The sequence below is a fragment of the Streptomyces sp. CA-106110 genome (genome assembly GCF_050936285.1).
GTDB lineage: Bacteria > Actinomycetota > Actinomycetes > Streptomycetales > Streptomycetaceae > Streptomyces.
Genome location: NZ_JBNJNB010000001.1, coordinates 9,483,976 through 9,502,607 on the forward strand (window position 1 = coordinate 9,483,976; position 18,632 = coordinate 9,502,607).

At 70.4% G+C, this 18,632-nt stretch carries 15 protein-coding genes; 13 read left to right on the plus strand and 2 right to left on the minus strand.

Annotated elements, in window-relative coordinates; genetic code table 11:
- Window positions 1-210: 210 nt before the first annotated feature.
- Entirely contained in the window at window positions 211-747 is a 537-nt protein-coding gene (locus ACQEXA_RS43735) for a hypothetical protein (protein WP_432925612.1), read from the minus strand.
- A 300-nt stretch (window positions 748-1,047) separates the two neighbouring features.
- Here ACQEXA_RS43735 and fmt point away from each other — a divergent pair, with 300 nt between their 5' ends.
- The 13 genes from fmt (at window position 1,048) to ACQEXA_RS43800 (ending at window position 17,693) form a co-directional block, all read left to right on the plus strand.
- A complete protein-coding gene (gene fmt, locus ACQEXA_RS43740; RefSeq protein ID WP_432925610.1) occupies window positions 1,048-1,980 on the plus strand; it encodes a methionyl-tRNA formyltransferase in 933 nt (310 codons plus the stop codon).
- An 86-nt stretch (window positions 1,981-2,066) separates the two neighbouring features.
- Window positions 2,067-3,485 carry an RsmB/NOP family class I SAM-dependent RNA methyltransferase gene (locus tag ACQEXA_RS43745; RefSeq protein WP_432925608.1) on the plus strand — a complete coding sequence of 473 codons (1,419 nt, stop codon included), beginning with the start codon at window positions 2,067-2,069 and terminating at the stop codon, window positions 3,483-3,485.
- 536 nt (window positions 3,486-4,021) lie between these two features.
- Window positions 4,022-4,969, plus strand: coding sequence for an ABC transporter ATP-binding protein (locus tag ACQEXA_RS43750; RefSeq protein WP_432925606.1), 948 nt, complete (start codon window positions 4,022-4,024; stop codon window positions 4,967-4,969).
- Entirely contained in the window at window positions 4,966-6,324 is a 1,359-nt protein-coding gene (locus ACQEXA_RS43755; RefSeq protein WP_432925604.1) for an ABC transporter permease, read from the plus strand. The genes ACQEXA_RS43750 and ACQEXA_RS43755 overlap by 4 nt, the downstream gene beginning before the upstream one ends.
- Window positions 6,325-6,328: 4 nt before the next feature.
- Window positions 6,329-9,082, plus strand: a complete 2,754-nt coding sequence (locus ACQEXA_RS43760; protein ID WP_433132758.1) for an alkaline phosphatase family protein — start codon at window positions 6,329-6,331, stop codon at window positions 9,080-9,082.
- A gap of 358 nt (window positions 9,083-9,440) precedes the next feature.
- The gene (gene rpe, locus ACQEXA_RS43765; RefSeq protein WP_432925600.1) at window positions 9,441-10,127 is read left to right on the plus strand and encodes a ribulose-phosphate 3-epimerase; all 687 of its coding nucleotides are present in this window, start codon (window positions 9,441-9,443) and stop codon (window positions 10,125-10,127) included.
- Window positions 10,128-10,204: 77 nt separating this feature from the next.
- The gene (locus ACQEXA_RS43770) at window positions 10,205-11,248 is read left to right on the plus strand and encodes a sugar-binding transcriptional regulator (protein ID WP_432938997.1); all 1,044 of its coding nucleotides are present in this window, start codon (window positions 10,205-10,207) and stop codon (window positions 11,246-11,248) included.
- A 139-nt stretch (window positions 11,249-11,387) separates the two neighbouring features.
- Window positions 11,388-11,741, plus strand: a complete 354-nt coding sequence (locus ACQEXA_RS43775) for a barstar family protein (protein ID WP_432925598.1) — start codon at window positions 11,388-11,390, stop codon at window positions 11,739-11,741.
- 107 nt (window positions 11,742-11,848) lie between these two features.
- The gene (locus tag ACQEXA_RS43780; protein ID WP_432925597.1) at window positions 11,849-13,291 is read left to right on the plus strand and encodes a GuaB1 family IMP dehydrogenase-related protein; all 1,443 of its coding nucleotides are present in this window, start codon (window positions 11,849-11,851) and stop codon (window positions 13,289-13,291) included.
- 580 nt (window positions 13,292-13,871) lie between these two features.
- Window positions 13,872-15,089 carry an IS110 family transposase gene (locus ACQEXA_RS43785; RefSeq protein ID WP_432925596.1) on the plus strand — a complete coding sequence of 406 codons (1,218 nt, stop codon included), beginning with the start codon at window positions 13,872-13,874 and terminating at the stop codon, window positions 15,087-15,089.
- Between the two features lie 121 nt (window positions 15,090-15,210).
- Window positions 15,211-16,704, plus strand: a complete 1,494-nt coding sequence (locus ACQEXA_RS43790; protein ID WP_433132760.1) for an amino acid permease — start codon at window positions 15,211-15,213, stop codon at window positions 16,702-16,704.
- A 10-nt stretch (window positions 16,705-16,714) separates the two neighbouring features.
- Window positions 16,715-17,167 carry an Lrp/AsnC family transcriptional regulator gene (locus ACQEXA_RS43795; RefSeq protein ID WP_263228900.1) on the plus strand — a complete coding sequence of 151 codons (453 nt, stop codon included), beginning with the start codon at window positions 16,715-16,717 and terminating at the stop codon, window positions 17,165-17,167.
- Between the two features lie 91 nt (window positions 17,168-17,258).
- Complete coding sequence (locus tag ACQEXA_RS43800) at window positions 17,259-17,693, plus strand: VOC family protein (protein ID WP_432925592.1); 435 nt, start codon at window positions 17,259-17,261, stop codon at window positions 17,691-17,693.
- 19 nt (window positions 17,694-17,712) lie between these two features.
- On the opposite strand, the gene ACQEXA_RS43805 is transcribed toward ACQEXA_RS43800, so the two are convergent.
- Window positions 17,713-18,453 (minus strand): GntR family transcriptional regulator, encoded by a 741-nt coding sequence (locus tag ACQEXA_RS43805; protein ID WP_433132762.1) that lies wholly within the window; start codon window positions 18,451-18,453, stop codon window positions 17,713-17,715.
- Window positions 18,454-18,632: the final 179 nt, after the last annotated feature.

The window sequence follows — 18,632 nt, forward strand, 5'->3', positions numbered from 1 at the left end:
ATCGCGCGAGCGGGTCAAGGCCCTCCGGCGCAGTGCCGATTCGGCCGTGCCGGACGTCCGGTGACGGCGCGTCAGGAGATGCCTCGGTATCCGCGAGGCCCGGAGGCGGTGGCCGGTGTGCCGTCCGCCGGGCATCCCGCGGTCCGCAGGCCCGCCCTGCGACCGTGCGGCTGCCTCCCGGAGGTTCCGGGAGGCAGGCGGGGGAGCGGCTCAGCCGTTGCGCGGGCCGGGGAAGGCCGTCGGCCTGACCTCGTCGCGCAGGGTGGGGCCGCTCGCCGTCGGCTGAGTCGGCATCGAGCGGGCCGCGGGGACCGCGGGGACACCGGCGCCCAAATTGATCGTGCGGCTGCCGGACGAGTCCGCGGAGCGCTCGGTGTCGCCGGTCGGCTGGGTGCCCGCCGCGCGGCGGGCACCGTAACGGCGGTGCACCGCCTGCTTGGTGACGCCGAGCGCGGAGCCCACGGCGTCCCACGAGAAGCCGAGCGAGCGGTCGAAGTCCACGGCCGCCGTCACCAGGGTCTCCACACTGTCCCGCAACTCCTGGGCGAGGCGGACGGTAGGAGCGGGGGCGCGTCCGTAGACGACGAAGCCCGTGGAGGGGCCGGAGCGGCGCGGACGGTACACATTGCCCAACTGGGCGGTGAGGGTGCGCAGTGCGTCCACCTGCCGACGGACCCGCTCGATGTCCCGCACCAGCAAGTGCAGGCTGGCCCGGGCCTGGGCGTCGTGGGTTGCATGGTCGGCCATGAACAAGCCTCTCGAACCGGCGTTGAAAAGGGCCGGGCCGCGCGATCGCGGCCCGTTGCGGTCAACTCTTACTTGACCAACGCGCCTTCAGGCCTGTGGTCACGGTGCGGGGGCGCGAGGGCATATGCGTACGCCCCCATGAGTGGCGTGCGCTGCCATGGGGCGTTCGTCGTGGCACGAGGCGGCCGCAGCGCGTCGCACGCCCCGGCCCCATAGACTGGTGCGCTGCCCGTCCCCCTCGGCGCAGCCGGGGGCGCACGGGCCCGTCAGTACTCCCGCCCGAGAGGCCGTCACCCACCCATGAGGCTTGTCTTCGCAGGTACCCCCGAGGTCGCCGTTCCCGCGCTGGACGCCCTGATCGCGTCCGAGCGGCACGAGGTGGCCGCCGTCGTCACACGGCCCGACGCACCGGCGGGGCGCGGGCGCAGACTCGTCGCCAGCCCCGTCGCCGAGCGGGCGGAAGAGGCGGGGATCGAGGTCCTCAAGCCGAACAGGCCCCGGGACGAGGACTTCCTCGCCCGGCTGCGGGAGATCGCACCCGACTGCGCTCCGGTGGTCGCCTACGGTGCGCTCCTGCCGCGTGTCGCCCTCGACATCCCCGCCCACGGCTGGGTGAACCTGCACTTCTCCCTGCTCCCCGCCTGGCGCGGCGCCGCCCCCGTGCAGCACAGCGTGCTGGCGGGCGACGAGATCACCGGGGCCTCCACCTTCCTCATCGAGGAAGGGCTCGACTCCGGACCCGTCTACGGCACCATCACGGAGCAGGTCCGTTCCACCGACACCAGCGGCGACCTCCTCACCCGTCTCGCCTTCGCCGGTGCCGGACTGCTCGCGGCCACCATGGACGGCATCGAGGACGGCAGCCTGAAGGCCGTCCCGCAGCCCGCCGAGGGCGTGACGCTCGCGCCCAAGATCACCGTGGAGGACGCGCACGTCGACTGGTCCGCGCCCGCCCTCCGGGTGGACCGCATGGTGCGCGCCTGCACCCCCGCGCCGGGCGCCTGGACCGCCTTCCGCGGCGAACGGCTGAAGCTCATCCAGGTCACACCGGTGCCCGAGCGCACCGACCTTGCCCCGGGACAGCTGGCCGTCGGCAAGAACAACGTGCAGGTCGGCACGGGTTCGTACGCCGTGGAGCTGGTGTGGGTGCAGGCCCAGGGCAAGAAGCCCATGCGGGCCGCGGACTGGGCGCGCGGGGTGCGGATCGGCAACGGGGAGACCCTCGGTAGCTGACCGGGGGCCGCCCTCCGCGACCGGCCCGGCACGCGTGGACGTACGCTGGGAAGCGCACGTCATCCCACATCCGGAGCACCTTTTTCGTGAGCGACCAGTCACGTCGTCCCCGCAAGCCGGGCAAGCCGTACCGCCGTCCCCAGAAGGACCCCGTCCGCATACTCGCCTTCGACGCGCTGCGAGCCGTCGACGAGCGGGACGCGTACGCGAATCTCGTGCTGCCGCCGCTGCTGCGCAAGGCGCGGGACAAGGGCGACTTCGACGGGCGGGACGCGGCGCTCGCCACCGAGCTGGTGTACGGGACCCTGCGCAGGCAGGGGACGTACGACGCGATCCTCTCGGCCTGCGTCGACCGGCCGCTGCGCGAGGTCGATCCGCCCGTGCTCGACGTACTGAGTCTCGGCGTCCATCAGCTGCTCGGGACGCGGATCCCGAGCCACGCGGCCGTGTCCGCCACCGTCGAGCTCGCCCGGGTCGTGCTCGGCGACGGACGGGCCAAGTTCGTCAACGCCGTGCTGCGCAAGGTCGCCCAGGACGACCTCGACGGCTGGCTGGAGCGGGTGGCCCCGCCGTACGACGAGGACCCGGAGGACCACCTCGCCGTCGTCCACTCGCACCCGCGCTGGGTCGTCTCCGCCCTGTGGGACTCCCTCGGCGGACCTCGCGCCGGGATCGAAGACCTGCTGGAGGCCGACAACGAGCGTCCCGAGGTCACGCTCGTCGCCCGCCCCGGCCGCGCCACCACGGAGGAGCTGCTGCGCGAGGAGGCCGCGGTGCCCGGCCGCTGGTCGCCGTACGCCGTCCGGCTCACCGAGGGCGGCGAGCCCGGTGCCGTGAAGGCCGTGGCGGAAGGCCGCGCGGGCGTTCAGGACGAGGGCAGTCAGCTCGTCGCCCTCGCCCTGGCGAACGCGCCCCTGGAGGGTCCCGACGAGAAGTGGCTCGACGGGTGTGCGGGTCCCGGTGGCAAGGCGGCACTGCTCGCGGCGCTCGCCGCCGAGCGCGGAGCCGCACTGCTGGCATCCGAGAAGCAGCCGCACCGGGCCGGCCTGGTGGCCAAGGCGCTCGCCGGGAACCCCGGCCCCTACCAGGTCATCGCCGCCGACGGCACCCGGCCTCCGTGGGGCCCCGGCACCTTCGACCGGGTGCTGATGGACGTTCCCTGCACCGGGCTCGGGGCGCTGCGCCGCCGTCCTGAGGCCAGGTGGCGGCGCCGTCCCGAGGACCTGGACGGCTTCGCCCCGCTCCAGCGCGCCCTGCTGCGCACGGCACTCGAGTCCGTACGCGTCGGCGGCGTGGTCGGCTACGCCACCTGCTCGCCCCACCTCGCCGAGACCCGCGCGGTGGTCGCCGACGTGCTCAAGCAGTTCCCCGGGGCCGAGCTCATCGACGCGCGCCCGCTGCTCCCGGACGTCCCGGCCCTCGGAGAGGGGCCCGACGTACAACTGTGGCCGCATCTGCACGGCACGGACGCGATGTACCTGGCGCTGATCCGCCGGACCGGCTGAACCGGCGTGCCGGGGTAGGTTCTCGGGACACCTGAAGGTGCATCCGGCGCCGGAACCCGGCGACTTCACCGGCCAACACAGGGACCGGTCACAGCACTTCCAGATGCCCTTCTACGCACCGGAGCCGAACCCGGCCGATGGCTGCGGTCGTTCCTCGAGCCGCACCGAGGAGTCCGGTCGCTTTCCGAGCGGCACCGGGCCGATTTCGCCGTCGCCGAACCCACCTACCTCAACCGCGCGATCGAGCGGAACCTGAGGAAGTTTCAGGACTGGCCCCAGACTGACTGCCCGCCGCCCGCCCGACCAGGGACGACGGCGTCATCAGCGCACCGGACTCCTTGAGCTCAGCCTGAGCAGTGCACCGCATTGCGGCCGCAGGCCGTCCAGGCGTTGTCCAAACCCGGCTCGAAGCCAGTCACTTGTCCACACAACTTGCCAGGCCTTGACGATGCGTTCCATGAGCGTTCAACCGGGCGCCCATGCAAGACGTTGTGTGCCGCACCTAATGTCCATGGTGCTTTCGAAGGAAGGGACTCATGGACACACTCCTCGCAGTCCGGGCCCGCGGGATCACCAAGGCCTTTGGTGATGTCGTCGCCCTCGACGGTGTTGACTTGGATGTGACACAGGGACAGATCCACGGTCTGGTCGGTCCGAACGGGGCCGGTAAGACGACGTTGCTGGGTCTGTTGCTCGGTCTGGCGGTCGCGGACAGCGGCCGGCTGGAGATCCTGGGCACCCCGGTGGGGCGGGCGCTTTCCGCTCCGGATGGTGTGGCGGGCTTTGTGGACGGGCCGGGTCTGTACCCGTCGTTGACGGCCCGTCAGAACCTGGCCGCGCTGGCCGCGCTGCAGGGCCGGGACGCGCGCACCGCCGGGATCGAGGATGCGCTGGCCGAGGTCGGGTTGAGCGATGTCGCCGACGACCGGGCCCGTGGCTTCTCGCTGGGGATGCGCCAGCGGCTGGGGCTCGCCACCGCCCTGCTGACCAAGCCCCGGCTGCTGGTGTTGGACGAGCCGTCCAATGGCCTGGACCCGGCCGGGAAGAAGCATGTGCACGGTGTGCTGACGCGGCTGGCGAAGGAGGGCACCAGCGTCGTGCTCTCCAGCCACCGTATGGACGATGTCGAGGCGTTGTGTTCGGAGGTGACCCTGGTCGCCACCGGCCGGGTGGTCTTCTCCGGGCCGCTGGGCAAGCTGGCCGCCGAGAACCGTGAGCTGGACTACCGGCTGGTGACCTCCGATGCGCAGGCCGCCCGCGGCCTGGCCGAGCAGACGGCCGGCATCCATGTCGTGGCGGACGCCGACGCCGGGGCCCGGCGTGACACCGAGGCCCTCGTCGTACGCGCGCTGGTACCGGCTCTGGATGAGTTGATGGTCGCGCTGGTGCAAGGGGGCGTGGCGGTACGTGAGTTGGCCCCGGTGGTCTCGCCGCTGGAGGCGGCGTTCCTTGCCCTGACCGAGCCGCAGGAGGCCGACCGATGACCGCGACCCTTGTGGCCGACAACGTTGCCGGTGCCCGGCGGGTGTCGGTGCCGCTTGGCTACCGTTTCGAGCTGGTCAAGCTGGTCTCGCAGTGGCGGATCCGGTTCCTGGTGCTGGCGTGCTGGATCGCTCCGGCGTTGTTCGTGGCCGCGGTGAGCCAGCAGAGCACCCTCCCGGTCGACACCCTGTTCGGTCGCTGGATGCATGCGACGGGGTGGGCGGGGCCGTTGGTGATGCTGGGGTTCGCGGGGACGTGGGCGTTGCCGCTGCTGACCTCGGTGGTCGCCGGTGACGTCTTCGCCTCCGAGGACCGCCTGGGCACCTGGCGGCACCTGCTGGTCGCCGTCCGCTCGCCGCGGCGGATCTTCCTGGCCAAGGCCCTGGCCAGCCTGACCGTCATTGTGCTGCTGGTGGCGGGGCTCGCCTGCTCCAGCGCGGTCGGCGGCCTGGTGGCGGTCGGCGACCAGCCGCTGGTCGGTCTGGACGGCCACCTGCTCACCCCCGGGGACACCGCGGCCAGGGTCTTCCTCGCCTGGGCGTGCGTCCTTGCCCCGACGCTGGCCCTGGCCGGGATCGGACTCCTGGGCTCGGTGGCGTTGGGGCGGTCCCCGATGGGGCTGCTGCTGCCCGCGGTCGTCGCGTTGGCGATGCAGCTGGCCCAGATGATGCCGCTGCCCGTGTCCGTGCGCCTGGCCCTGCCCAGCTACGCCTTCATCTCCTGGAATGGTCTGTTCACCAGTTCGGAGCAGTTGGGCGCGCTGTGGATCGGCATCGTGGTCAGTCTGGTGTGGGCCGTGGTGGCGAGCGTGCTGGCGTATGTGCTGTTCGTGCGGCGTGACTTCACCAACCTGACCTATGACGGTTCGGGCCGCCGCGCCGTCGTCGCCGGCGTGTTGCCGCTGGTCGGGGTGGTGGCCTGCTCGGTGGCCGTACTCGCTTCGACGACGGGGGCGTCGGGCTCGGGGATCGAGCAGGACAAGGTGCAGCGCTCGGTGGCGACGGCGTTCGCGCACCTGTACCGCCTTCAGACCGACCAGCTGAACCGGCCCGCTGTGACAGAGGCGCAGTTGCGGGCCACGGCGGCGTGTGACAAGGGGAGCACCAGGGTCGTGCCCGAGGGGCCGGGCAATGACTGGCGGTGCGTTGTGTCCTGGCATCTTCCTGGCGTCGAGGCCGCGGGACAGGCCATCTACCAGCTCGACGTCACCCCTGACGGGCGTTTCATGGCCGACGGTGACGGTCCGAAGGAAGTGAACGGCTACTTCCTCGTCCGGACTTCGACCGGTGACGCTCCGAACCCGTTGTGGCAGTTCGACGGCAACGTCGAACTGCTGCACACCACCCTGAAGGGATAATTCCATGCAGGTAACACGGCAGCGTCGGATCAACGAGAAGGCACAGATCAGCCTTTTCGGTAGACGCGTCGGCCGCCGTACCACTCTGGTATCGGTGGGCACCGCTGTCGTCCTCGCCGTCACGGGCACGGCTGTTGCCCAGACGCAGCAGTTCGGAACCGACCAGGTCGGCCAGGTCACCGCCAACGGCCAGGTCGTCTCCAGCGACCAGTACATCGCGCCGTACGGCAACCACACCGTCATCAACGACGGCAAGATCATGTCGTCCTCCGTCAGCCCGGACGGCACGCACCTCGCCGCTGCGGTCACCGACGGCGATGCGGCCCTGGTCATCATGGACCTCGCGACCGGCCAGGTGAAGCAGAAGGTCGGCACCAACGCCGCCGACAACCTGCGCATCAGCAGCAGCGCGGTCGGCCAGGAAGGCCCGACGTACTCGCCCGACGGCAAGCAGCTGTGGTTGGGTCAGAGCGACGGCTACACCAAGTTCACCGTGAACGCGGACGGCACCCTCGCCAACCCGACGGCCGTCTCGATCCCGGCCGACGGCTCCAAGCACGCGCTGGTGGGTGCGGCGGTGTTCTCGGCCGACGGCTCCACCGTGTACTCCGCGGTCAACGGCCAGAACCGCGTGGTCGCCATCGACGCGGCGACCGGGACCATCAAGCAGAGCTGGGCCGTCGGCAACGCCCCCCGCGGCATGGCCATGGTCGGCAACAAGCTCTACGTCAGCAACGAGGGCGGCCGTCCGGCGAAGGCCGGCGACACCACGATCAACTCCTACGGCACCCAGGTGCCGGCCAACCCGGACACCGGTGCCACCACCACCGGCACGGTCAGCGTCATCGACCTGGCGAACCCGGCCGCGGCCGCCTCGAGCATCGACGTCGGTCTGCACCCGACCGCGGTGTACGCCAAGAACGGCGTTGTGTTCGTCACCAACACCGCCACCAACGGTGTGTCGGTCATCGACAGCCGCAAGGACAAGGTCGTCCAGACCATCTCCACCCAGCCGTGGCCGGAGGCCTCGGTGGGCTACGAGCCCGACGCGGTGACGCTCACCGACGACGGTCACCTGCTGGTGACGCTCGGCCGCGCCAACGCGGTCGCGGTCTACCGCTACAAGTCCGCGCAGGAGCCGGTCAGCTACGTCGGCCTGCTTCCGACGGACTACTTCCCCGCGGAGATCACCACCGTGGGCAAGAACGTGGTCGTCTCCAACACCCGTGGCATCGACGCCCGTCGCCCCACCAGCAGCGCCGGGCACGGCACCCACGACACCACGTCGAGCCTGACGCAGTTCACGCTGCCGGACGACAGCGTCATCAGGTCCGAGACGGCCAAGGTCTTCAAGCAGAACGGCTGGACCAACGGCTCGGTCAAGGTGGCCAAGGGCAGCAAGGCGAAGGCGGTGCCGGTCCCGAAGCGGCTCGGCGACCCCTCGACGATCAAGCACGTCTTCCTGATCGTCAAGGAGAACCGGACCTACGACCAGGTCTTCGGTGACATGCCGCAGGGCAACGGCGACTCGGCGCTGACGCAGTTCGGCGAGAACGTGACGCCGAACCAGCACGCGCTGGCCGAGCAGTTCGGTCTGTACGACAACACGTACGACATCGGCACGAACTCCGCCGAGGGCCACAACTGGCTGATGCAGGCCGACGACCCGGAGTACACCGAGTCCTCGGCCGGCGAGTACACGCGCAGCTACGACACCGAGGACGACGCCCTCGGCCACCAGAAGTCCGGCTTCATCTGGTCCGGGGCGCAGGCGGCCGGCAAGTCCGTCAAGGACTACGGCGAGTTCCAGTCGATCGAGAGCAAGCCGGCCGGCGCGAGCTGGCAGAACCTGTACTGCGACACCAAGAACATGCAGGCGACCGGCCAGAAGACCGCCTACCCCATCAAGACGGGCTCGGCGATCCCCTCGCTCAACAAGGTGTCGGTGCCTGGCTTCCCGCTGTTCGACACCAGCGTCCCGGACATCTACAAGGAGCAGATCTGGGAGCAGGACTTCGCGCAGAACGGTCCTGCGAACCTGAACATGTTCTGGCTGTCCAACGACCACACCGGTGGTCCGGCGAACTCGGCCGCGCAGGTCGCGGACAACGACCTCGCGGTCGGTCGGATGGTCGACAAGATCTCGCACAGCAAGTACTGGAAGGACTCGGCGATCTTCGTCGTCGAGGACGACTCCCAGGCCGGCCTCGACCACGTCGACGGCCACCGTGCCCCGATCCAGATCATCAGCCCCTGGGCGCAGCACGGCGCTGTCGACAACCGCTACTACTCGCAGATCACGATGATCCGCACCATCGAGCAGATCCTCGGGATCCACCCGATGAACCAGAAGGACAGCGCGGCCACCCCCATGGCCACGGCGTTCACCAAGACGCCGAACAACGCGCCGTTCACCGCGCTGCCCAACCGGACCTCGCTGACCCTCGGTCTGAGCACCCCGCCCTCCTGCGGCCTGGACACCCCGGCGCCGCAGAACGCGAGTGCGGCCCCCGCACCGACGTCGGCGAAGGTGCCGGCGAAGGAGCAGGCGCTCGCGGCGCAGTGGAACGCGTGGAAGTCGCACCAGCGGCTGACCGGTCCCCACGCCGTGCCGGACTACGCGAACCCCGCGCAGATGAACCACTTCACGTGGTACGAGACGCACAACTGGACCAAGCCGTACCCCGGCGAGAGCAAGATGTACGCGCCGAACGACGTACCGGGCGCCTACATCCCGTCGTCGGAGTCCGACGGCTGAGCTAGGCACATCGCGTAAAAACTAGGCACATCGTGTAAAAAGGGGCCCCTGGCCGGCGTCACCGCCGGCCAGGGGCCCCTTCCGCAGGGAACCGGGGGCCTCTTCCGCAGGTAGGAAAACGACCAGCCGCAGAACGCGAGCCTCGGCGGCGCGGTGACGGGCGCGGACCCGGCCCCCGCGCGCACAGAGCGAGTTCCCTTCCGGCGAGGGAGAGGACGGCTTGGGCCAGGATCTGCTCCACGCGGCCCTCCGGCCTCTCGCGGCCGTCCTCCCGCAGCCGCCCCGGCAGAACGGGCCCCCGGTGCCCCGGGGCGGACCGACGTCAACACGCATGGCCTGGGCATGGCAGTCTTGGGTCATGGCCGTGCAGATCAACCCCAGCATCCTGTCCGCCGACTTCGCCCGCCTCGCCGAGGAGGCGCGGGCGGTGGAGGGGGCCGACTGGCTCCACGTCGACGTCATGGACAACCACTTCGTACCGAACCTCACGCTCGGAGCGCCGATCGTGGAGGCCCTGACGCGTGCGACGGACACCCCGCTGGACTGCCACCTGATGATCGAGGACGCCGACCGGTGGGCGCCGCAGTACGTCGAGGCGGGTGCCGGCTCGGTCACCTTCCACGTCGAGGCGGCCGCCGCGCCCGTGCGGCTCGCCCGCGAGATCCGGGCCAAGGGCGCGCGGGCCTCCATGGCCCTCAAGCCCGCGACCCCCATCGAGCCGTACGAGGACCTGCTGCCCGAGCTGGACATGCTGTTGATCATGACGGTCGAGCCCGGCTTCGGCGGTCAGGCCTTCCTGGACATCATGCTGCCGAAGATCCGCCGTACCCGGGAGCTGATCAGCAAGCACGGTCTCGAGCTGTGGCTGCAGGTCGACGGCGGTGTCTCGGCCTCCACCATCGAACAGTGCGCGGAGGCGGGGGCGGACGTCTTCGTGGCCGGTTCGGCGGTCTACGGGGCGGCCGACCCGGCTGCCGCGGTACGTGCATTGCGCACCCAGGCGGAGCGGGCGGCCGCCCGTGCGTCCTGGGCGTGCGACGAGTGAGACAACGGAACCTGAACGCCGTCCGTCTGGGCTGATCAAGCACGCCGGATCTGCAAGGATGAAGGCGAATGCAGAGTGTGAACAGCAGTGAGGAGATGGCCGTGTCGGGTATGTCGGCGGGCCGGTCAGCCACGCGGATGGGACCCGCTGAGCTGGTGCAGGCGGCGGCCATGGCCCGTCGCTTCTATCTCGAGGGCAAATCCAAGATCCAGATCGCGGAGGAGTTCGGTGTCAGCCGCTTCAAAGTGGCCCGGGTCCTGGAGACCGCTCTCGAACGTGATCTCGTGCGGATCGAGATCCGGGTGCCGGCCGAGCTGGATGCGGAGCGCTCCGACGCGCTGCGCGCCCGGTACGGCCTCAGGCACGCCGTGGTGGTGGAGTCCCCGGCCGACGCCGAGGAGTCTCCCGACCCCGAGAACCTCGGTGAGGTGGCCGCCGACCTGCTCGGCGAACTGGTGACCGAGGGCGATGTGCTCGGTCTGGCCTGGGGCCGCTCCACCATCCACATGGCGGCGGCCCTCGACCGTCTGCCGCCCTGCACGGTGGTGCAGCTGACGGGCGTGTACGACGCCGGGACCGCCGAGCGCGGCTCGGTGGAGGCCGTCCGTCGGGCCGCGCAGGTCTCCGGCGGCGACGCCCACCCGATCTATGCGCCGATGCTGCTGCCCGATGCGGCGACCGCGGCGGCGCTGCGCAACCAGACGGGGATCGCCCGCGCCTTCGAGTACTTCGACAAGGTCACGGTCGCCTGCGTCTCCATCGGCTCCTGGGAGCCGGGCATCTCGACGGTCCACGACATGCTCACCGAGGAGGAGCGCGCGCACTACGCCTCCCTGGGTGTCGCCGCCGAGATGTCCGCGCACCTCTTCGACGCCGAGGGCCGCCGGGTCGGACGGGATCTCGGGGAACGCTGCATCACCGTCAAGGCGGACCAGTTGCGCCGTATCCCCGAGGTCGTCGCGATAGCGGGCGGGCAGCGCAAGGCGACGGCGATCGACGCGGTCCTGCGGTCCGGGCTCGTCACCAGCTTGGTGACGGACACGTCGGCGGCGGACGTTCTCATGACGGCGGGGCCGCCGCCCAGGCCCGCCCTGAACCGGATGGACCCCGACGGGCCCTGACCACCGGGCATACGAGGGCGGTCGTGGCGGCATCCGGGCCGTGTGGACGCAGTGCGTCCCGCGTCCCCGGTGTGCCACCAGGGCCGCCCTCGTATGCCCGTCCTGCTGATCACTGCAACTCGTTCCGGGCGGTGCCGAGATGACCGAGGACCTGACGGGCCCGCTCGTCGTGACGCTGGACCTCCATGAGGTCACCGACAAGGCCGCGTTCATGGAGCAGGTCGTGCGCGCACTGGAGCTGCCGGGCTGGTTCGGGCGCAACTGGGACGCACTCTCCGACTCACTCACCGATCTGTCGGTCTGGCCGGAGGCCGCCGCCGACAGAGGCCTGCTGATCCTCGTCACCGGTTGGAGAGGTTACGCGACGGCGCGGCCGGAGGACTGGGAGATCGCCGAGCAGGTGTTCACCTCGGCGGTGGACCGCGAGCCGGGACTCCGTATCGCGCTCGCCCTTGGAGGATCCCACGAAGACGGCGCTGACCTGCCTGGATGATCTGTCCGGGGACCGCATTCCACCCGGCATGGGACAATGAAGTACGTGCTCTTCCCCTTGGCTGTCCTGCCCGGGGGCCGCCTTTGATCGACTGGGATGTGCAGCACGTGCGTTTCCTCAATGACATCCAGCCTGCGTACGACCTGACCTACGACGACGTCTTCATGGTGCCGAGCCGCTCCGCGGTCGGTTCCCGCCAGGGTGTGGACCTCGCCTCACCCGACGGAACGGGCACCACCATCCCGCTCGTCGTGGCCAACATGACCGCCATCGCCGGCCGCCGCATGGCGGAGACGGTGGCCCGTCGCGGGGGTCTGGTGGTCGTACCGCAGGACATCCCGATCGACGTGGTCACCGAGGTCATCTCCTGGGTCAAGAGCCGCCACCTGGTGCTGGACACCCCGATCGTGCTGGCCCCCCACCAGACCGTCGCCGACGCCCTCGCGCTGCTGCCGAAGCGCGCCCACAACGCCGGTGTGGTCGTCGACGAGGACCACCGGCCCATCGGCGTGGTCACCGACGCCGACCTGTCCGGTGTGGACCGCTTCACCCAGCTCGAAGTGGTCATGTCGAAGGACCTGCTGATCCTCGACGCGAGCATCGACCCGCGCGAGGCCTTCATCACCCTCGACACCGCCAACCGCCGCTACGCCCCGGCCGTCGACGAGAAGGGCAGGCTCGTCGGCATCCTCACCCGCAAGGGCGCCCTGCGGGCCACGCTGTACACCCCGGCCACGGACGCCGCGGGCAGGCTGCGCATCGCCGCCGCCGTGGGCATCAACGGCGACGTCGCGGGCAAGGCCAAGCAGCTGCTCGACGCGGGCGTGGACACGCTCGTCATCGACACCGCGCACGGCCACCAGGAGTCCATGATCAGTGCCATCAGGACGGTCCGGGGGCTGGACCCGCAGGTGCCGATCGTCGCGGGCAACGTCGTCGCCGCCGAGGGTGTGCGCGACCTGATCGAGGCGGGCGCGGACATCGTCAAGGTCGGTGTGGGCCCCGGCGCCATGTGCACCACGCGCATGATGACGGGCGTCGGCCGCCCGCAGTTCTCGGCGGTCCTGGAGTGCGCGGCCGAGGCGCGGAAGTACGGCAAGCACGTGTGGGCCGACGGCGGTGTCCGGCACCCGCGCGACGTCGCCATGGCGCTGGCCGCCGGGGCGTCCAACGTGATGATCGGCTCGTGGTTCGCGGGCACCTACGAGTCACCCGGCGACCTGCAGCAGGACGCGGAGGGCCGCCTCTACAAGGAGTCGTTCGGCATGGCCTCGGCGCGCGCGGTGCGCAACCGTACGTCGGAGGAGTCGGCCTACGACCGAGCCCGCAAGGCCCTGTTCGAGGAGGGCATCTCCACCTCCCGGATGTTCCTCGACCCGGTCCGTCCGGGTGTCGAGGACCTGATCGACTCGATCATCGCGGGCGTCCGCTCCTCCTGCACGTACGCGGGCGCGAACTCCCTGGAGGAGTTCGCCGAGCGCGCGGTGGTGGGCATCCAGAGCGCGGCGGGTTACGCGGAGGGCAAGCCGCTGCACGCCAGCTGGAACTGACAGCTCGTCAGGCGCCGGACGGCCCTGTTGTCCCAGGCCGGGATGACGGGGCCGTCGCCGTAGGAGCCCGGTCCGTTGGGCACGCGCCCCGGCGTCCCGGAGCCGCCGAGCAGGCGGCCCGCACCCGCTGGATCGACGTCCGACGGCCCGCGGAAGGTCCGCACGGACGGGCTGCGACGCGATGCACGAAACCGAGGCGCGAGCGGTCGCCGGAGCGTGCAAGGAGGGCTGAGCGGCGGGCTCTGGTGTCCAGGCGAAAACAGCGAAAGGGCTTGCGCAACAAATTTCCGCGACGCTCCGATGAACGCAATGATCTTGCGACGGTGCGCAAGGTTGCTGCATTACGCCCGTGAAGCGTGACTCATAGGGTCCTACCTTCTTCATCGGGTTGGACGGGCCAGTCGTAAGGTCCAGAGGCCCAGAGACACCGGGTATGGCTTTCATAGGGTTGCCCCTGATGGTTCGCCTGACCTGGCCGCCCGGTGTCTCACGACGACCCGGCCACTGATTAGGAGCTGCGGGCCCCTGCGGGTGCATCGCTGAGTAGGACCACGTCGGCGCGGTCGTTGCCGGGACGCACATGCACATCGAACGACCGGAGGAACCCGTGGCCAACATCTGGGCGGGGACGGACATCGGCAAGACCCACCACCACTGCGTGGTGCTGGACAGTGAAGGCAACCGACTGCTGTCCCGGCGGGTGCTGAACGACGAGCCGGAACTGCTGGAGCTGCTCGCCGACGTCCTGGCCCTGGACGAGGACGTCGTCTGGGCGGTCGACGTTGCCGACGGCATGGCCGCCCTGTGGGTCAGCCTCCTGCTCAACCACGGCCAGCAGCTCGTCTACATACCCGGCCTCGCGGTCAACCGGGCCTCCGCCGGCTACCGGGGCACAGGCAAGACTGACGCCAAGGACGCCACTGTCATCGCCGACCAGGCCCGGATGCGCCACGACCTGACCATCCTGCGACCAGAGGACGAACAGGTCGTCGAGCTCCGGGTCCTCACCAACCGGCGGGCCGACCTCGTCGCCGACCGTACCCGGAAGATCAACCGTCTGCGAGGCCAACTCTCCAACATCTTCCCCGCGTTGGAACGAGAGCTGGAGCTGGGCAACCTCGGCCCACTGACCCTGCTGAGCGGCTACCAGACCCCGGCCGCACTGCGCCGGATCGGCCGCAAGCGTCTGGAGAACTGGTTGCGCAACCGCAAGGTCCGCGGTGCTGAAGCCCTGGCCGCGGCCGCGCTGGACGCGGCCGAGCGTCAGCACACCGCCCTGCCCGGGGAACAGATCACCGCAGAGGTGATCCACACCCTGGCGAAGGAGGTGCGGGATCTGAGCGAGCAGATCGCCGAGATCGACAAGCGCATCGAGGCCCGGTTCCGTGCCCACGACCTCGCCGAGGTCATCGGCAGCATGCCCGGCATCGGGCCGCTGCTGGGCGCGGAGTTCCTGGCCGCCACCGCCGGCGACCTCAGCCGCTTCGGCACCCCGGACCGGCTGGCCAGCCTGGCCGGGGTCGCCCCCGTGCCCCGTGACTCCGGCCGCATCAGCGGCAATCTGCACCGGCCCCGCCGCTACGACCGCGGACTGCAGCGTGTCTTCTACACCTCCGCGCTCATCAGCATCCGTGCCTGCGACGCCTCTCGCCGTTTCTATGAACGCAAGCGCGCCGAAGGCAAGCGGCACACCCAGGCAGTCCTCGCCCTGGCCCGCCGACGGGTGAACGTCCTGTGGGCCCTGATCCGTGACGGACGGTGCTATGACCCTGCGTTCTCCGTCACTGGTGCGGCTTGACAACCTCATTAGGAGGTCATGCCCTGTACGTGGCGTGGCGAGGACCCCGCTCGGTGGTCCCCGTCGCAGGGTGCCGCCGGTCCCGCCTGCCCCTTGACCGGCAGCGATAAGGAGCCGACGCGTGCTCGACCAAGGCGCACCCCCGCAGTCCCCCAGTCATCCGGCCTACGCGACCCCCGGCCTCGGCGCACGTCTGATGCGTCGCAAGCCCGTGGAGCGCTTGGTCGCCGAGGGCGGCCAGGGCGAGGGAGGGACCCTGCGGCGGTCCCTTGGGCTGTGGCAGCTCACCATGATCAGCATCGGTGCCACCCTCGGTACCGGCATCTTCGTGGTGCTCGGAGAGGCCGTCCCCAAGGCCGGTCCCGCCGTCACCCTCTCCTTCGTGATCGCCGGCCTCACCGCGCTGTTCTCCGCCCTGTCGTATGCCGAGCTGGCGGGCACGATCCCGGTCTCCGGGTCCTCGTACTCGTACGCGTACGCAACGATGGGCGAGCTGATCGCCTGGATCTGCGGCTGGTGTCTGGTCCTGGAGTACGGCGTCTCCGTCGCCGCCGTCGCGGTCGGCTGGGGCGAGTACCTGAACGAGCTGCTGGACGGCACCTTCGGTGTCACCATTCCGGCCGCCCTGTCCGCGCCGCCCGGAGACGGAGGCATCTTCAACCTTCCGGCCCTGATCGTCGTGCTCCTCGCCATGGTCTTCCTCCTCGGCGGCGCCAAGGAGTCCGCCCGGGCCAACACGATCATGGTCGTTGTGAAGATCGCCGCGCTGCTGCTGTTCTGCCTGATCGGCATCCAGGGCTTCCGCTCGGGTAACTACGCGAACTTCATGCCGCTCGGCATGGCCGGCGTCAGCGCCGCCGGGGCCACGCTCTTCTTCTCGTACATCGGCTTCGACGCCGCCTCCACGGCCGGCGAGGAGGCGAAGAACGCGCAGCGCGACCTGCCGCGGGCGATCATGCTGTCCCTCGTCATCGTCACGGCGCTGTACGTCCTCGTCGCGGCCGTCGCCGTGGGCGCGAAGCCCTGGCGGCAGTTCGACGACTTGGAGGCCGCCCTCGCCCAGATCATGAAGGACGTCACGGGCCAGACCTTCTGGGGCACGCTCCTCGCGGCCTGCGCGGTCATCGCCATCGCGAGCGTCGTGCTGACCGTGCTGTACGGCCAGACACGCATTCTTTTCGCGATGTCCCGGGACGGTCTGGTGCCCAAGGTCTTCTCGCGCGTCCACCCGCGGACCGGCACGCCCCGCGCCAACACCGTGATCGTGTCGCTCTTCTGCGGCGTCCTGGCCGCGGCCATCCCGCTCGGGCAGCTCGCCGACGCCACCAGCATCGGCACGCTGTTCGCCTTCGCGCTGGTCAACATCGCGGTGGTGGTGCTGCGCCGGACGCGTCCGCAGATGCCGCGCACCTTCCGGGTCCCGCTGTCCCCGGTCCTGCCCGGGCTCGGCTTCGCCTTGTGCGTGTGGATGATGGGCAGCCTCTCGACCGTCACCTGGGTGGTCTTCGGTGTCTGGATGGCCGTCGGGCTCGTGTTCTACTTCGTGTACGGCCACCGGCGCTCCCGGCTGGCAGCCGTGGAGCCCGCACCGGCCGCAGTCACCGCAGAGAAGTGAACCACCCGCCTTGCTGAACGATCTCGACGAACGCATCGTCCACGCCCTCGCCGAGGACGCCCGCCGCTCCTACGCGGACATCGGGCAACTGGTCGGCCTGTCCGCACCCGCCGTCAAGCGGCGCGTGGACCGGCTGCGCGCGACCGGTGCCATCACCGGGTTCACCGTCCGGGTCGACCCGGGGGCGCTCGGCTGGGAGACCGAGGGGTTCGTCGAGATCTACTGCCGTCGCAACACCTCGCCCGAGACCATCCAGCGGGGTCTTGAGCGCTACCAGGAGGTCGTGGCCGCCTCCACCGTCACCGGTGAGGCGGACGCGATCGCCCAGGTCTTCGCCTCCGACATGCGCCACTTCGAGCGCGTGCTGGAGCGGATCGCCGGGGAGCCGTTCGTGGAGCGCACCAAGTCGGTACTCGTGCTGTCCCCGCTGCTGCGACGGTTCTCGTCGGGGTCGCCGACCTGAGGCGGCCCGGCTGCCGGCCGGTGACGGAACCACGGCCACCGCGAATCCGGCCGTGACTGCCGATGTCAGTGGCGCGGAGTACGGTCACGCCATGGCAGCCAGAATCACTCTGACCCTCGACTGCGCGGACGCCCAGCTCCTCGCCGCGTTCTGGAAGACGGCACTCGGCTACATCGACGAGCCGCCGCCCGCCCCCTTCGCGACGCGTGAGGAGTGGCACGCGCAGTTCGACCTGCCGGAGGACGACTCCGTGGACGACGGCGCGTGGCTGTGCGATCCCGACGGTGTCGGCCCCCTGCTGTCGATCCTCAAGGTGCCCGAGCCCAAGACCGCCAAGAACCGCCTGCACATCGACGTCCGCGTCCCGGGGCACGGCACTCCCGAGGAACGGTGGGCGCGCATCAGGGCGGAGGCCGGGCGCCTGGTGGATGCGGGCGGAAGGATCCTCGGGGAGTTCGACGGCCACCACGTCGTGATGGCCGACCCGGAGGGCAACGAGTTCTGCGTGGCCGCGACCTCCGGCTGAGCGCCCACCGCCCGGCCGGTCACTCGGCAGTCTTGCGCGCCAGCGCGTTGTTGCCGATCGAGTTGTGCACGCTGAAGCTCACGGCGTCCGAGCGGTAGCGGTCGTCCGACCACTCCACCGGGCGCCCCTCGCGTGTGGTCGTGACGCGGCGGACCCGCAGCAGCGGACTGGTGCGGCGGACGCCGAGCAGTTCGGCGTCCTGGGCGCCGGCCGCGACCGCGTCGATGATGTGCTCGCCGTAGGCGAAGACCAGGCCCGTCTCCTCGAACAGCCGCTGGGTCACGGAGGGGCAGTCGGGCTCGATGGACTCGACCGCCGGGGAGATCCAGTCTGCGTACACGGTCCGCTCCAGCAGGACCGGCTCGCCGTCCAGACCGCGGACGCGCAGGACGTGCAACACCAGGGTCCCTTCCGGCAGATGGAGGCGTACCGCGTCCTCCTTGGAGGCCGGCCGGTACTCCTGTGCCACCACCCGCCCGGTCGCCTCGCGGCCCATCGCCCGCGCCCACTGCGCGAAGCTGCGCAGTTCCGCGAAGCTCTGGCTGCGCCTGCTGGCCAGCACCACCCGGCGGGCACCCTGCCGGGACCCGATGAGCCCCTCTGACGTCAGGGCCGCTATCGCCTGGCGGACCGTGCCGCGCGATACGCCGTAGTGGGCCGCGAGGTCCGTCTCCGGGGGCAGCAGACTGCCCACCGTGTACTCCTCGCGGTCGATCGCCCGCCGCAGTTCGTCGGCGATCTCCTCGTGTCGCGCCGCCATGCTTCCCCTCTGGGTCGTCTGCTGTGCACAGCCTGACCAGCCTAATCGAGACCTGCACGTGATCAGTACCGGCGGTGAATATGCAGGCAAGTAAGGTTCAGGGTTTCGCCGCTGTTCATGAACAGGACACCGGTGCCGGGCGTACTGGGGTCGACTTGTTTAGACAAGTTCTCCTTCCG

Excerpts from the sequence above, each read along its gene's own strand:
- ACQEXA_RS43735 (WP_432925612.1), bottom strand. The coding sequence starts at position 747 with ATGGCCGACCATGCAACCCACGACGCCCAGGCCCGGGCCAGCCTGCAC.
- fmt (WP_432925610.1), top strand. The coding sequence starts at position 1,048 with ATGAGGCTTGTCTTCGCAGGTACCCCCGAGGTCGCCGTTCCCGCGCTG.
- ACQEXA_RS43750 (WP_432925606.1), top strand. The coding sequence starts at position 4,022 with ATGGACACACTCCTCGCAGTCCGGGCCCGCGGGATCACCAAGGCCTTT.
- ACQEXA_RS43755 (WP_432925604.1), top strand. The coding sequence starts at position 4,966 with ATGACCGCGACCCTTGTGGCCGACAACGTTGCCGGTGCCCGGCGGGTG.
- ACQEXA_RS43760 (WP_433132758.1), top strand. The coding sequence starts at position 6,329 with ATGCAGGTAACACGGCAGCGTCGGATCAACGAGAAGGCACAGATCAGC.
- rpe (WP_432925600.1), top strand. The coding sequence starts at position 9,441 with ATGGCCGTGCAGATCAACCCCAGCATCCTGTCCGCCGACTTCGCCCGC.
- ACQEXA_RS43775 (WP_432925598.1), top strand. The coding sequence starts at position 11,388 with ATGACCGAGGACCTGACGGGCCCGCTCGTCGTGACGCTGGACCTCCAT.
- ACQEXA_RS43785 (WP_432925596.1), top strand. The coding sequence starts at position 13,872 with ATGCACATCGAACGACCGGAGGAACCCGTGGCCAACATCTGGGCGGGG.
- ACQEXA_RS43800 (WP_432925592.1), top strand. The coding sequence starts at position 17,259 with ATGGCAGCCAGAATCACTCTGACCCTCGACTGCGCGGACGCCCAGCTC.
- ACQEXA_RS43805 (WP_433132762.1), bottom strand. The coding sequence starts at position 18,453 with ATGGCGGCGCGACACGAGGAGATCGCCGACGAACTGCGGCGGGCGATC.